Source organism: Streptomyces thioluteus (assembly GCF_039535865.1).
The window spans coordinates 12,376-27,243 of the sequence record NZ_BAAAXZ010000077.1 but is presented as its reverse complement, the minus strand read 5'-3'; the positions used below and the strand labels follow the sequence as shown (position 1 = coordinate 27,243).

General features: G+C 71.5%; 8 protein-coding genes and 2 pseudogenes. 1 reads left to right on the top strand and 9 read right to left on the bottom strand.

Annotated features, from left to right (window positions below; genetic code table 11):
- Nucleotides 1-1,301 precede the first annotated feature (1,301 nt).
- A pseudogene (locus ABD794_RS09985) lies at nt 1,302-1,535 on the top strand (short-chain fatty acyl-CoA regulator family protein); the annotation flags it as partial.
- Nucleotides 1,536-1,663: 128 nt separating this feature from the next.
- On the opposite strand, the pseudogene ABD794_RS09980 reads toward ABD794_RS09985, so the two are convergent.
- The 9 genes and pseudogenes from ABD794_RS09980 to ABD794_RS09940 form a co-directional block, all read right to left on the bottom strand.
- Nucleotides 1,664-2,426, bottom strand: a pseudogene (locus ABD794_RS09980) (dienelactone hydrolase family protein).
- A 128-nt stretch (nt 2,427-2,554) separates the two neighbouring features.
- Nucleotides 2,555-3,685 carry a hypothetical protein gene (locus ABD794_RS09975; protein ID WP_344962477.1) on the bottom strand — a complete coding sequence of 377 codons (1,131 nt, stop codon included), beginning with the start codon at nt 3,683-3,685 and terminating at the stop codon, nt 2,555-2,557.
- Nucleotides 3,682-3,858 (bottom strand): hypothetical protein, encoded by a 177-nt coding sequence (locus tag ABD794_RS09970; RefSeq protein ID WP_344962475.1) that lies wholly within the window; start codon nt 3,856-3,858, stop codon nt 3,682-3,684. The genes ABD794_RS09975 and ABD794_RS09970 overlap by 4 nt, the downstream gene beginning before the upstream one ends.
- A 37-nt stretch (nt 3,859-3,895) precedes the next feature.
- Entirely contained in the window at nt 3,896-4,483 is a 588-nt protein-coding gene (locus tag ABD794_RS09965; protein ID WP_344962473.1) for a hypothetical protein, read from the bottom strand.
- Nucleotides 4,377-4,901 (bottom strand): hypothetical protein, encoded by a 525-nt coding sequence (locus ABD794_RS09960; protein WP_344962472.1) that lies wholly within the window; start codon nt 4,899-4,901, stop codon nt 4,377-4,379. The genes ABD794_RS09965 and ABD794_RS09960 overlap by 107 nt, the downstream gene beginning before the upstream one ends.
- Nucleotides 4,902-5,148: 247 nt before the next feature.
- The gene (locus ABD794_RS09955) at nt 5,149-5,880 is read right to left on the bottom strand and encodes a hypothetical protein (protein WP_344962470.1); all 732 of its coding nucleotides are present in this window, start codon (nt 5,878-5,880) and stop codon (nt 5,149-5,151) included.
- Nucleotides 5,881-6,114: 234 nt separating this feature from the next.
- Nucleotides 6,115-7,416: a hypothetical protein gene (locus ABD794_RS09950; RefSeq protein WP_344962469.1), complete on the bottom strand. Its 1,302-nt coding sequence runs from the start codon at nt 7,414-7,416 to the stop codon at nt 6,115-6,117.
- The gene (locus ABD794_RS09945; RefSeq protein WP_344962467.1) at nt 7,409-9,631 is read right to left on the bottom strand and encodes a hypothetical protein; all 2,223 of its coding nucleotides are present in this window, start codon (nt 9,629-9,631) and stop codon (nt 7,409-7,411) included. Before ABD794_RS09945 ends, ABD794_RS09950 begins: the two co-directional genes overlap by 8 nt.
- The gene (locus ABD794_RS09940; protein WP_344962466.1) at nt 9,628-14,859 is read right to left on the bottom strand and encodes a DUF6603 domain-containing protein; all 5,232 of its coding nucleotides are present in this window, start codon (nt 14,857-14,859) and stop codon (nt 9,628-9,630) included. Before ABD794_RS09940 ends, ABD794_RS09945 begins: the two co-directional genes overlap by 4 nt.
- Nucleotides 14,860-14,868 lie beyond the last annotated feature (9 nt).

Genomic DNA, 14,868 nt, shown 5'->3' with positions numbered 1-14,868 from the left:
CGCCCTGCACGCCGCTACCTGCGACATTGTCCGGGTGCCGTGGATAGGCCGCCGTGCCCTGCCGCACCCGGGGCGGGCGTCCTTACTATGCTCCCGCGGGAGTGTGCCGTGCTGACGAATGTACGGGACTTCTTCTATTCGCCGAGCCAAAACCACTTCGCCACCCGTGGATCGCCGAGGCGATGCGGTACGGGCCTGTGAGGCCTGGGAGGCTACGTTGTGCCCGGCCAGTGGCCACCGTTCCGATCACTTGTGTTCGCACACCTCGCCGGACGGCTCGGGGTCCAGTTGGTCGGGCCGCGCGGGCCGTTCCGGCCGATGTCCCGCGTTTCGATGTGCGACGCCGGGCCTGGCTGTTCCTGTCCCCCTGGCTCAGCGACGGGGCAGGTCACTCCTTCCATTGCTCTGCCAACTCAAGCTTGCCCTGCTGGGCCGGACCGCTTGCTCGGCTCGGTTTGCTTCCGCGCTTGCGTTGAACTGACCTCTGCGTAGTCCTGCTGGCGCTGGCCCGCATCGGCTTGCAACTACTTCGCGGGCGCCCTCTCATGGTGCGCGTACACCGCACTTCCACACTCGTGCGGTGGGGGAGGTGCGTCTGACGACATCGATAGTCTGCTGTTCGCGCCGTCGCTTCGGTGTCCGGCGGGCTTTCGAGAGACCGTGTTCTGTCCACGCGGTGTCCTGACGTGCTACGGCATCCGCGTGCTCCTCAGTGTGTGATCCGCACGAGGTCTGCGGTGGACTCCTTTGGCTACGTGTCACGCTCGGTCTGTCCATCTCGTGTACATTCGTGGTCGACCCCCGCGAGCGCCGTGTCCTCCATAGCGACTTCCTTCGCTTGTGTTTGCTCCGAAGGGATCAGCTGTGTGTGGCAGTCACCCGCGTGAGCATTGAGCGGACGCTAACCTGGTGAGATCAATGTCTACGTAGAGAGGCTCCAAGGTGGTGTCTGTAAGTGTTCAGGACTCCAGTGGGTGATGGCAGTGCTACATTGTTTGGACAGTGTGGAGTGTGGTTGTAAGCGGGATACAAGGCAGGCATATTGTGTGAGGATCACACAGTCTCACTGGGACGCAGGCGGCTAGAGAAGGATGGGCGGGGACACGAGATCCTGGTAGGTGTGAAATGCTGATGTAATGGTACCGACGAATGGATGCGTACTCGAAGAGGAGGATTTGTGTTCCCCCGGGCGAGCTTCTGCGTGTCGTCAGCTACGACAGCGTGTGCTACAACTCGACCCGGTAACTGATATGGGTTGTGCGTGTGTGACTTCTGGCCTTTCGTCGACCGACCACGTTCCGGTCGCGCTCGGGAGCAGTTTCACCTGCGCGAACTGGCGGCACGCCACACGGCTCGTCTACCCAGGCGTCGCCCTGGACGATCCCCGCGCGGCGACACCGATCGGCCTGGGCTGCCGGATCTGCGAACGACGCGACTGCGCGCAACGAGCCCGGCCCCCGGCCGGCGGCCGGCCGGCCATCGACCCGGACCGACGCACGTATGTGCCGTATCAGGTGGAGAACAGCAGTCCGTGACCCCTAGTCCCGCTTCGGGGACGTCCGGGGGTACGACGATCCCCCACTGCCCGCGCCCGCGCTTCCCTCGACACCCCTCAAGCCCCGAGGGCGAAGTCGCTGACCCGAGGGGGCGGGCGGGGGGCTGCTCAGGCCAGCGTGCGGCCGAAGAGGTCCAGCAGCGCCGTCCAGTGCCGTTCCGTGGCCTCGGCGTTGTACACGGCGGTGTCGGCCTGGGTGAAGCCGTGGAGGGCGCCGGTGTAGACCTCGCACCGGTGGCGCACGCCCGCCGCGGTGAGGGCCTCGTCCAGGCGGTCGATCTGCTCGGGGGGCAGCGCCTGGTCCTGGTCGGCGTGGCCGAAGTACAGCTCGGCGGCTATGCGGCCGGCGAGCAGGTGCGGACTGTCCGGCGCGGTGGTGGCCAACTGCGCGCCGTGGAAGCCGGCCGCGGCGGCGACCCGGTCCGGGTAGGTGCCCGCGGTGCGCAGGGAGAGGCCGGCTCCCATGCAGTAGCCGGTGATGCCCACCGGCCCGTCCGTGGTCAGCGGGGAGTCGGCCAGCCAGCGCAGGTAGGCGTCGGCGTCGCGCATCACCCCGTCCGACTTCACGGTCTGGAGGAGGATGGGCCCGAGCTTCTCGAAGAGATCCGGGCGCTGCTCCGTGTCGATGAAGTCGGGCAACTCGACCACCGGCGCCCGCCCGTGGCGGTAGAAGACGTTGGGGACGAGGACGAGGTAGCCGGCCGAGGCCAGCCGGTCGGCCATCTTCTTCAGGTGCGGGCGCAGTCCGAAGGCGTCCATGTAGAACAGGACGGCGGGGTACGGGCCGGGGGCCGCCGGGGTGTGCGAGGTAGGCGTCGGCGGTGCCGTCCGGTGTGGGAACTTCCACGAGCGATCCGTGCGCAGCGGTCATCTGCGTCTTCCTCTCCTCGGCAAGTACGACAGTGCGGGCCATCGGCTCCCAAGAGGAGTCGGTGGCCCGCCACGAACTCTACGCGCCGTCAGTACGGGGTCCGCCGCCAGTGGTGGACAGGCCTTCCGTCAGTCGAAGTAGAACTCCGACGCACCAGCGCTCGACGACAGGTAGATCGAATCGCCGATGTAGTTGACATACCAGTTGTCCCCCTTGCCGTCCCCCCTGTAGTGCCGCAGGTGGTGCATGTCCCCCTCGCACACGACGGACTTTCCTCCGCGGGTCAGGCCACCTTCGATGGTGACGTCATTGCCGGACAGGAAGTGGGTGGAGCTGTTCACACTGAGCGTTTCCCCATAGGGGCCCCGCAAGTCCCGGATCCGGAATACCTTGTCGCCGCTCACGGCCGTCACGTTGCCGTTCGCCGTCAGATCCCCGTTCACTGTCAGGCCCCCCACCGTCAAACCGTCGGTGACAGTGACGGAATTGCCTACCAGCACGTCGATGGTGCTGTTGACCGTGAGCTGCTCCCCGTACGGACCTCGCAGTTCCCGGATCCGGAATATCTTGTCGCCGCTCACGGCGGTCACGTTGCCGTTCGCCGTGAGGTCCCCGTTCGCGGTGACGGACTCGAGTTCGGTCGCACCCCTGACCTTCAACCCCGTGAACTGCGGGTTCGCGACCGTCACCACCGTCGTCAGGTAATGCGTCGTACCACCCGTGACATACGACAGCTGAAACGTCGTGTCCCGGCTGACCGTGCCCTTCCACTCGTGGAACTTGCCCGTGTCCGCCTGCCCCTCGGCCGGCGTCGCGCCGCCGCCGTGCAGCACCGTGTACTCCAGCGTGGACGGGCCGTTCCACGTCAGGCGGACCGCGTCCCCGGCGGACACCTCCAACTGCTCCGCGCGGAAGTCGCACACCGCCTGGACGGGGATCACCGGCGCCGGGAACTTGGTGATCGGGAGGGTCACGAAGCCCGGACTGTCCGGCCACTTCCCCGTGTCCAGCGTGGCCGTCTCGCGGACCTCGATCCGCGCCGTACCCGGCATCGTGCTGATGCTGAGGTTCTTCAGCGTGATGGTGATACCGGAGGCGTCCACCGCCGTGCCGTCACCCGGCGCCTTGGCGACGAAGTTGGCGTAGTCGCCCTCCGGGACGACGATGTCCGCGCCCTTCTGGATCGGCGACACGTCCAGCCCGAGGCGCTCGCGTCGCCGTCGCCCGATGTGGCGGTGACCAGGCTCTGCGCAGGTCACCGTGCGGCAGGGAGAAGACGATCTCCCGGCAGTGGACCGTGCTGCCACCGCCGTTGGAGACGACGATGTGCAGGGTCGTCGGCGGCGCGTCCGTCGTCGCCGCGTAGAGGGGGAACGGCTCGCTGATGAGGGCGTAGTCGAGCAGGGGCTTGCCCGATGTCCGGCGTGTTCACGGGTGCGGGTCCTTTCACTTGGTGTCGAAGCCGCCGGTCAGGCGGAGGAAGCCGGTGCGGACGACGGGGCCGTCCTCGTCCAGCCGGCGTTCTGGTCGATCTGGACGATCGGCTGGTGCGACCACTCGGAGGCGGGGGTCAGCTCGGCCCAGTCCCAGGTGCCCTGGGGGGACTTGGGGTGCGGCACGGCCAGCGCGCTGCCCGTCGGCAGCTTCCGCGCCGTTGTCAGTACGGGGCTGAGCCGGAACGCCACCCGCATCGCCGCCAGCGCCGTCCGCGTGAAGCGCGACGGCAGCTGGAGGTCGGTCACCGGGAGGACGTCCGTGGTGGCGTGGACGGCGGCCAGCGGGTCCAGCAGCAGCGTCAGATGCGTCTGCGTCGTGGAATCGGCGGGCAGGGACGGCAAGTGGCGGGGCCGATCCCGGCGACGTAGTCCGTGTGCGCGGCGGCCGCGTCCGGTGTCGTCACCGCGTAGAACGTCGAGTAGTCCGTCTCCCCGGAAGTAGCCGATCAGGCCGTCACCCTTCTGCCCCGCGTTGCCGAGCCGGACGGGCCACCGGTAGTCGAGGTGGGCCAGCTGCGGCGGGACCGGCTGTCCGGCGGGACGGCGCCCCCACGCGGCCACCGTCCGCCAGTCCAGCGCGTACTGCCAGCCCGGGTCGCCGACCGGCAGACCGTCCAGCTCGAAGCCGAGCCGGGCGCGGACGAGGGCCAGGGGGCGCCCGAGGAGCGCGCCGAGGACCTCGTCGCCGTACGGGTTGCCCGGGTCGATCCCGGCCAGCGGCGCCGTCGATCGTCGCCATCAGGTCGGCGAAGGCGCCCGGCCCCTTGGCGGCCAGCTCTCGGGCGAACGCGGACAACTGCGGGCGCGTGTCACGGAGAGCGTCGATCGTACGCGTCCGCGAGTCCGGGAGCGGCCCCCAGCCGACCGCCGTCGAGGCGTCGTCCCGCAGTTCGAGGCGGAGTTCGCCCAACGGCTCGCCCGTCGGCGCGTAGCAGAGCAGCGAGCGGTCGACGTAGTTGGGGACGATCCACGCGCCCACCGGCGTCGTGTCCGCAGTGAGGTCGACCAGCCGGCTGTCGTCGTGCTCGTCGACGAAGTCGAAGCGCAGCCGGGCCGGCTGGAGGAGTCTGGGCGGGCAGTTGAAACGAGCCGCTCCTGGAGGTCGTCCTCGACGAACTTCGGGCCCGGCTGCAGGCTGTCGCCCACCTTCGGCTCCAGGAAGCCCGCGTCACCGGGCAGCAGCACGTCCAGCGTCTGCCCGAACTCGTCGACGACGCTCAGCGCGCTCAACGCGAACTGTCCGGACCGGATCTGGGTGAACCCGGACGGCAGCCAGCCCCGGAACGGCTCGGGCAGCGCCCCGGCGTCGGGCAGGGTGGCTGTACGCGTCGCCGACGAGCTCGCCCATCCTGCCGGGCGGGCTGAGGTTCGGCGCGGGGTCGCGCAGGGCGAAGGCGTCGGTGAGCCCGTCGGAGGCGCTGCGAGAGCAGGTCCAGGTCCTTGACCTGGGCCGCGGCCTCGGTGAACGCCTCGGCGACGGCCGGGTCGTGGTGGTCGGCGGCGTGCCGTTCGAGGCCGCTGCTCAGGTGTGCTGCGGCAGCGGGACGAGGAAGCGGCGGCCGGTCACCTCCACCGGGTCGGTGGCGGAGCCCTGCACCCAACGGTAAGTGCTGCCGTCGAACTGCCAGTTGGGCGCGGTCGTGCTGCCGTAGGGCACGGGCCAGTGCTTGACCCGCCACTGGGAACAGCAGCGGCTTCCACGGCTGCCGCCAGGGCTCCGGTACGAGACCGGCGGGGATCTTCCCCGCGTTGACCGGGTCGAGCAGGGAGGCGAACTCGCTCAGCAGCGCGGACGCGACCGCCGGCAGTCCGTCCGTCTTCACATCGGTGTACGGGTTGGGCCGGCCGCCGTCGAAGATCTGCGCGGGGATGCGGCAGAGGAGCGTGCCGTCGGCCCGGAGCGAATCGTGCGCGGTGTGGCTCTTCGCCCCGGCCAGTACCACCGTCGGGTCCGTCACCTGGTGGAACGGCGGAAGCGCCGCCCGGCGGACCTCGTAGCGGTCGGGCAGGGGGTGCGCCGTGCGGTACTCGGCGAGGTAGCGGTCCAGTTTCCGGACCGTCCGCGCCGTGCGGGACCTTCGCCCGGAGCGCGGCGAGTTCGTCCAGCCGCCGGGCCACCTCGAAGGCGAGGCCGTGCTCGTTCGACGGGTCGATCTCGGCGCGCAGTTGCTCGCGGGTGTACTGCGGCGGGATCAGCGGCAGGCCGTGCATCCACCACAGGGCGTACAACCGCTGCTGGAGTACGGCGAGTTCGCGTGCGGCCGTGTCGTACGCGTCCTGGTCGGAGTTGAGCCGCGCCAGCCACGCCTCGCCGTCGGTGTCCGCGCCGGACCAGGTGACGATTTCGGGTCGCCGGAGGTGTTGCCCTTGTCCGTGGTGTCGGAGAGCCGCCACACATAGCCGCCGGGGAGCTGCCGGAACCAGCCCTTGTGCAGGGCCTGGGCGGTCTTCACGGCGCCGTCGGGCCCGTCGAGGGTGTCCAGCAGGCCGCCGCCCAGCGCGTGCAGGAGGGCGGGATCGGTGCCGCCGGCATGGGCGATCAGCGCGGCGTGCGCCTCGTCCGCGCTGCTGCCGACCGCGATCTTGTCCTGAACGTCCCCCTTCTCCGGGCGGTCCGAGTCGGGGACCCCGTCGGGCGTCCACCGCACCCCGACGGCGCGGCCGCAGTACGCCGTGCTGTCCGGGGTCCAGCCCTTCGGCAGGTCGTCGACCGTCCAGCCGAGCCCGGCCAGGACGGAGTCCACCGTCGCGCCCGCGCCGCCCATGCGGCGGCGCAGCTCCTCCTGCGCCGGGTCCGAATACCAGCCCACGACCTGGTAGTTGAGGGTCGCGGAGCCGTCGATGCCGGTGAGCGGGTCGTGCAGGGAGAAGACGTTCTCGTGGTAGGGCTGGTAGACGTGGAAGGTCATGACGCCCGGGCCGACCGCGGTGAGGAACAGCTCCTTGCGGGAGGCGTCGGCGGGCTCGTTCCACGCCGTTCCGCCGGCGCCGACGTCCTGCGCCCTGCCGATCTTCGTCGTGACGATCGTCGAGCGGTACGGGGTCACCGTCGGGTCCTGCACGCCGGGCTTCACCGGGTGCAGGAAGCGCGAAGTGCCGTCCTTCGCGTCCAGGAAGTCGCTCTCGACCACCCAGGCCGCCGTCGGGTGCCCGTCCGTCTGTCGGACGACGAGCCAGCGGTTGGGCACGAGCGGGAACTCCGCCCGCCCACCGGGCTCACGGGCGGCACCCCGGCGCAGCGCGTCGGGGAGCTCCCAGCGTACGTACACGCCGTCGTGCCGCTTGTACGCGTCGTCGGACTCGCCCTTCTCCGTCGCGTTCCACTTCTCCTCGTCGGTGAAGGGGTCCGGCTCCGGAGTCCGGTTGTGGCGCAGCAGGTTGAAGTTGGGCTGCCAGCGCCGGAAGCCCTGCCCGCGGCGTTCGCGCACGGCCTCGTTGACCACGAGGGCGTCCACGTTCACCGGGACGATGAGGGCGTCGTCTCGGTCAGCCATTGCGGTGGTCTCCTGTCGTGACGGGTGCGGTGGTGAAGGTGCGGCGCTGGGCAGCGTTGATCATTTGGATGGCGAACTCGCTCGGTGTCGGGTCGTGGTCGAGGGCCAGCGCGCCCTTCAGCCCGGCGGCGAGGCGCGCGACGCTCAGCACGGTGTCGGGGCCGCCGGCTCCCGTGTTCCGTACGTACGAGCGCAGGCCGGGGGTCTCCGGGAAGTGCTTGCCGGGAATCTCCTGCCCGAGGTCCGCGCCCGTGAGGGCCCGCAGCCGGATGATGCCGTCGTCGAGCGGGTCGTCGCTGCCGCCCTCGTCCGGCTCGTCGATGCCGAAGTGGACGCCCTGCTGCGGCTCGGTGATCTCGACGCGGGTCGGTACGCCCTCGACGAGGACGAGCAGGACGTCGTCCGCGAGCGCCTCCCGCCGCAGGACGGTCAGGGCCTTCTCGCCGTCGTACGGACGGATCTCCAACGCGGGCCAGCCGCTGACCAGTTGGGAACGGATCAGCAGACCGGTGACCGGCCCGGCGGGCTCGGGCAGCGGGGCCACGCCGTCGGGGCCGAAGACCAGCTCGTCGGCCTTCAGGTCGAAGGAGTGGGCGAGCCCGACGCTGAGCGCGCCGTCGAGCAGGGTGGCCGTCCAGTCGGGGTCGACGTGGAAGAAGCGCAGGCTCTCGGCGGGCAGCATCCGGGTGTCGGGGACGAGGTGGGCGAAGGGTACGCCCGCCAGGTTCCGCAGGCCCAGCAGCCGGTCGCGGACGAGGGCGAGGTCCTCGTCGCGGGGATCGACGAGGGGGTCGTCGCCGCCCGGCGCCGCGGGCGGTTCGGTCGCGGCGGCGACGGGGGTGACGGCCGCGGGAGTCACGACCCGGGCGGTCGTCCTCAGCGCCCGGCCGAGGTGGTCGGCCAGGCCGTTCGTCACGAGGTGCTCGATCCGCGCCCGTGCCCCCGCGCCCTTGTCGGCCGCCCGCTGCACCTTGCCGCGCAGCCGGAGCAGCGCCGCCCCGAACTGGTGGTCGGCCAGGGCGACTCCACGGCCCGCGGTGAACGCGGTCGCGAGGCTGACGTCGAAGATGCCGTACTGCTCCAGGTGGATCAGCGCCTCGGCCGCGCAGCGCCGCCGTTCACGGTCGGTCCGCGGCCGGGCGGGCTGCGGGACGAACGGGCCTCGGTACCAGGCGAAGGTGGCGCGCCCGGACTCGGTGTGGCAGGAGACGGGCAGGTAGCCGTCCCGGAGCCGGTCGGCGACCTCCTTCTGGTCGTCCCCGGACGGCGAACGGTCGCCGCTCGGCGGCACGCGCAGCAGCAGCGCGGAGCCCCCGTCCCCCTCGGTGTCGACGAAGTGCTCGGTGAGGGCGGCGAATCCGGGCGCGTGGTCGGGAATGGTCTCGAACGACCACGACCACAGCGAGATCAGCCGCAGCGTCTCGTCGGGGCCGTCGTAGCTCTCCTTCGTACCGTCGGGCAGGTACGACTGCCAGCCCTCCAGGGAGACCAGGTGCGCGACGTACCGGCCGCCGGCGGCGCGGGGCAGCCGGTTGCCGACGACGACGGCGTAGTCGCCGACCTGGATCAGATCGTCCCCCGGGACGGACGTCAGGCCCTGGTGCTGCCGGTTGACCCGCCGGACATGGGTCAGCAGCGGCAGTTCGGACGCGGTGGGGGCGAGGGCGTGAAAGACGGACCGGGGCACGAGGACGGTGCGGCACACGGTCGCCTGGTCGTCGTCGGTGACGGGGTCGGCCGGGTCGAAGGCGGGCAGGACGACGCCGTCCTCCGTCCCGGTCAGCTGTTCCACCGTCCGCGCATCCGTCTGCCCGAGGCAGTGCGGGTCGCCGGGCAACTCGCCCTCGCCGAAGACGAGAAGGGCCAGCCAGGGCAGCGGGCCGCCGCCCGCCCTCTCGTCCCGCTCCCACGGCAGGGTCGGCCGGTCGAGAGTGATGTGCGGCAGGACGTCGTCGTAGAGCCCGGTGGCACCCGGGGTCGGGTACGTGCCGTGGATCCAGTCCGGCTGCAGGGTGAAGCGCGGGGCGCGGACCTCGACGTCCTGGCTCGCGCCGCCGTCCAGGTAGCCGTCCTCGTCGACCCTCGTCCCGTTGCGGGTGAGGGTCTGGTGCGCGGTGAGGGTGTAGCGCCCGGCCGTGACCTGGGGGACGAGCGAGTCGATGAACTGCACGTCCAGGGACGGATCGGGGTCCGGGGCGTATTCAAGGTGGCTCATGCCGCACCGCCTTCGGTGGTTCGGGTGTTCTTCACGGCCGGCGGCGGCGCGGTGACGGCGAGCGCCACCGGATCGTCGGCGAGGGGGACGGTGACGTCCAGCAGGACGGGAGCGGCGCCGGCGACGTCCACGACCTGGACCGCCCGGGTCTTCGCGCGGAGGACGTAGAGCCGGTCGCTCGCGGTGGACACGGCGAGCGCGATCGGCTCAGGGCCGACCCACACCGGATCACCCGTCTCCTGCGGCAGGGTGCCCGTCGTGTCGAACACCGACACCGTGCCGGCCGTGGCGTTGGCCGCGTAGAGGCGGCTGCCGTCCGGGGAGGCGGCGAGGGCGCTCGGGCCCGTGCCGGTCCGCAGCGTCGTGACGATCTTCCGGGCCGCAACGTCGACGACGGTCACCGTGGACCGCCCCTCGTTGAGGGCGTACAGCCAGCGGCCCTCGGGGTCCACGGCGAGGCGGGTGGGCGACGGACCGGCGGGCAGGTCGCCCAGCTCGACGGGCCACTTGTCGCCCGTGACGTCGATGGGCGTGACCACGCCCTTGTCGGTCCTGGCGAGGTAGAGCACCTGGCTCTGCGCGTCCCACCGGGCGGCGGGAACCACGTCGCCGGGCACGGCCTCGACGGGGTAATCGCGGTGTTTTGTGGGCGGGTTGGTGCTCAGGTCGAGGATCTGCACCTGGTTCGGCTGGGCGAAGGCCGCGTACGCCCACCTGCTGTCGGGCGACACGGACAGGGCCCGGGGTCCCAGGTCCATCCAGATCCGCTGCGGGAGCAGGGAGGGGGCCGGACCCGGCGGGTTGGCGGAGATATCCAGGATGTCCACGCCCTGCTGGGTGTCGACGGCGACGAGCCGCTTCCCGTCGGGCCCGACGGCCAGCCCGGCCGGGTCGCCCTGGGTGCCGAGCACCGAGGGCGCGTAGACGGTGAGGCTCTGCGCGTCGACCGGCGTCACGGTCCGCCCCGCGCCCAGCACGTACAGCCGCTCGCTCGCGGTCGGCGTGCCGGGCACCGGGGGCTCGGCCGGCTTCGCGTCGACGTCGCCCGCGACCAGTGCGTCGGTGGCGGTCAACGCCTCGTTCGTGCCGGGGCTCACACCCAGGTAGTCCATCGCGGCGAACAGCCGGTCGCGCGACTGGTCGACCAGCGTGCCGGTCATGTCACCGGTGATCGCGCCCACGTTCCGGCGCACCGGCGCCTCCTCGGCGACGAGTTCCGGCGCGACCGGCCGCGCGACGGCGGCGGGCTTCCGCAGCGGCAGGATCCCGTCCGGCCTCCGTTCGTCGAACGCGATGGCCCCGGCCTTCACCGGCCCCGGCGTGCCGCCCTGCGCGGGCGGCGGCAGCCGCAGGTCGACGCCCATCAGCTGATCGTCCACCCGCTGCGCGCTGCCCACGGTCAACTTGCCGTCGTACGCGCCCCACAGCGCGGCGGGCAGGCTCGCCCGGTCCTGCGCCGCGTCACCCGTGTACCAGGCGCCGAGGTCGTGGACCTCCCCGTCCTTGGCGAGCGTGACCGTGAGGACCGAGTCGAGGTCCTTGCCCTCGTCGCGGCGGGGACGGATGTCGACCTTCCGCCCGGCGATCTCCTGGGCGTCCGTGCCCTTCTTCGTCAGCTTCACCTCGGAGACGGGGACAGCCGTGCGGACGGCGAACGAGAAGGCACCGGGGGTCACGACCCACAGCGCGTCCCCGGCCTTGGCGGGCACCAGCCCGTCCATGGCCACCAGCCGGACGGCGTCCTCCTTCGCGGGCAGCTGCTTGACGACGTCAGCCCAGGGGGCCGCCGTGTCGTCGCGGGCGCTGCCGTCGCCGAAGCCGATGGTGAACGAGATGAACCAGAGGTGGATGGTGACTTCACCGGCGGTCGGCGGTCCCCACAGCCGCAGGGAGGCGCCGACCTCGACGCTGATCGTCTCGCGGAACAGGCCCAGGTCGAGAACATAGCTGACGCCGATGCCGATGCCGATGTCCGCGTCGAAGTGGAACGGCGCCCACTCGATGAGGAGGTCGGCGTAGGCGGTCAGCCAGGCGTGCAGGTCGCCGGAGCGGTAGTTCACGTCCAGCGCGCCGCCGGCCATGATCGCGCCGGGGGTGAGCGCGAAGTACGAGCCGCCGCTGATGGTCAGTTCCGAGGTGACCGGCCAGGTGAAGCCGAGCCGGGGCACCTGCGGATAGTGCTTCGGCACCGGGTACTTGGGGTGGTAGCCGCCCAGGGTCAGGGCGAAGTCGCCGGCATTCGCGCCGTCGAACCAGGTGTACAGCGCGAACCCGCCGGTGAGCACGCAGTTCTCGTCGAGGACGAACGAGCCGGGGGCGATCTGGGCGGTGATCTTCAGGGCGCCTTCACTGGCGCGGTACTTGGCGGAGAGGCCGAGCCGGACGCGGGCGTAGGTGCCCAGGGACTGTTCCTTGGGGAAGCGCGCCTCGGCCGTGCCGAGCACGGCGACGGCGAAGTCGTCGCCCACCTCCAGGGCCAGCAGTGCCTGTCCGTCGAGGAACTCGAAGATCCGGAAGGCCAGTCCGGCGGCGAACCACATCTGTCCGGTGGCCGGGCGTACCCAGGGGTCCTGGCCGTCCATGAGGGTGTTCAGGACCTGGAGCGGATCGGCGGTCGTCAGGTCCTGGAGGAACGGGAAGTCCAGCACCTGGTCGCCGTCGGGCAGCCGCAGGTCGGTGTTGAAGCCGAAACCGGCGGAGATGCCCGTGATCTGGACGGGCGGCGGCCCGCCGAACTCGCCGTTCACCTTGCCGAAGACGAAGAAGGACGGCTGGTCGGGGTGGGCGGTGGGGCGCGCGTAGGCGCCCAGGGCGGTGAGGCCGAACTCCTCGGCCTTGACGGCGAGTACGCCCTCGACCAGCGGGTCGTAGTGGTCGTCCTTCTTGATCACCAGCGCGCCGTCGATGGCCAGCGGCGGGCGGGAGTAGCCGACGCTCAGCCCGTCGAGCCGGAACTTCGGGACGGTCGGGTGGGACAGCTCGACGCCGAGCCCGAGTCCGTCCACGCCCAGGGTGAGCCCGGCCATGCCGAGGGAGGCGTCGAAGAGCACCCATACGGTGCCGTCGGCGAAGCCGACGCCGACGCGGCGCAGGGTGAGCGGGCCGACGGAGCGCTGGACGCCGATCCAGGCGACCAGCGGGAGACCGCTGCCACCGTTGCCGCCCTGTGCCGCAAGGGCCTTGCCACCCCCGCCGGCGCCGCGCACGGCGAGCGACGTCGTCCCGGTACGGCCCGGCAGCTTCAGGTCGACCGTGAAGGCCATGCCCTTGGCCAGCCCGTCGGCGGGCAGGCGGGGCAGTTCCGCGTCGGCGGCGGTGAGGGCCTTGTTGAGCTCGGCGACGCGGGCGGCGTCCAGCTTCCCGGAGGCGGCCAGGGCGCCGAGCCCGCACAGGCCGACGTCCTCGACATCGGGTATCTGCCCCTGGAGCAACGGCACTTGGGACAGCCGGGCGGCCAGGCCCAGCCCGACCCGGACGGCCCACGCCCGGTCCCCGCCGGACGGCTTGTCCGAGACGACGACCAGCGAGCCGCCGCCCTTCTCCTTGGCCGCGAGCACGATGGACCTGCGGGCGGAGGCGTACGCGACGGTGATCTCGTCGAGCGTGCCGAGTACGGACAGGACCTGCTCGGCGGACGGGTCGGTGACGCCGAGGAGGCGGGCGAGGTCGGCGAAGGAGACGCCCTTCGAGTCCGTGCAGCCGGCGGTGAACTCGGCCTGCTGGACGTCCTTGACGGTGAACGTCAGCTCATGGCCCTCGGCGATCTCCAGGGTGAGGCTGCCCTCGTACTGCTGGTCGTAGCCGGGCTGTCCGTCGGTGCGCCTGGTGAGCCCGACGGTGACGTCGAGGACCGCCGCGTCCGCACCGAGCGGGAAGTCGGCCCTCGCGTGCAGCCCAAACTTCTTCGCCTCGCTGTCGTACGTGACCGTCAACTGCTCGACGGTGACGCCCTGGAGGACGGGCGGCGCCTGGATGCCGAAGGCGGCGAAGGCGTCGCCGAGTCCGACTCCGGAGGCGTCCATCTCGAACTGCCAGCCGGCACCGGTCTGCCAGGTGCCGTGGATATCGACGGTGGCGGCGCCCAGCTGCCAGGTCGCGGTCGCCTCGGCGGTCGTCGTGCCGCCGGCGTGGAGGAGGGTCAGGGTGACCTCGGACAGGGCGATGTCGTCGGTGACGTGCCAGACGTCCTTGAGGTCCAGGTCGATGCCGTAACCCCAGGCCGGGCCACGGCCGAGTTCGGCTCCGACGGAGAGACGGTCGACCGTCAGGCCGTGCGGGACGGGGACGTCCGGGAACCGTGCGGCCAGCAGCGTGCCGAGGGGCAGCGGGCCCTCCAGGACACCGCTGAGGGTGCGGTCCGGCAGGCTCACGGAGACGTCCACGGCCACCCCGTCCGCCAGGGTGATCCGGCCACCGACGACCGCCGACGGCGCGGGAGCCGCACCCAGCGGATCCACGACGGCGAACTCGGCGTGCAGGTCGTCCAGCGTGAGCAGGTTCCCCAGCGCCTGCCATGAGCCGGTGAGGGCGAGCCGGATGCCGAGGGAGCGCCAGCGGGCGGTGCCGTCCTCCGACGTGGAGGGGACGAAGTCGAGGCTGATGCCCGTCAGTTCGAGGGTGGTCCCCTCGGGGGCAATGTCGCCGGGGAGCTCGAAGGCGCCGCTCGGCAGTTTCGCCCACCGTCGCAGGGCGTCCGAGCCGGACAGCCGTACGCCGGGAAACCGCCCGGAGAGGCTCCAGCCCTGGAACCTTCCCCGGGGCAGGTATCCCCAGATGTAGGGGAGGGAGGCGGCCTGTCCACCGGGGAAGGTCAGCTCCAGGCCGCAGCCGACCTCGGCCGTCGGGTCCGCTCCTCCCAGGTACGGCTCGACGCCGAAGACGAGGTGGCGTGTCCCGACTCCCACCGGCTCCAGGACGGCGGGGATGTCCGCCAGTTCCGGGGGAAGCCCTGGGCCGTCCGCCGGGAGGGCCGCGTCGACGCGCACGCCCGCGATGTTCCGCCCGTCGGGTGTCGGGAGGAACAGGACGACCGCCGCGCCGGGAGCGGACGCGCCCAGCAGGGACACCCGGCCGGTGACCCGAAGGGCGGCCGGGTCGACGGTCACGTCGTCGACGACGAGGGCGGCGTCCGGCAGGAAGCGGGCGAACAGATCGGCGGCCAGGTCGAGTTGCAGAAATGCGGCGGTGACGCGCAGCGATCCGTCACGCTGGGCCTTTTCCAGGGTCACGCGCAGGTC

Bases quoted from the DNA above. Each gene is read 5' to 3' on its own strand.
- ABD794_RS09950 (WP_344962469.1), bottom strand. From the start codon at position 7,416: ATGGCTGACCGAGACGACGCCCTCATCGTCCCGGTGAACGTGGACGCC.
- ABD794_RS09945 (WP_344962467.1), bottom strand. From the start codon at position 9,631: ATGAGCCACCTTGAATACGCCCCGGACCCCGATCCGTCCCTGGACGTG.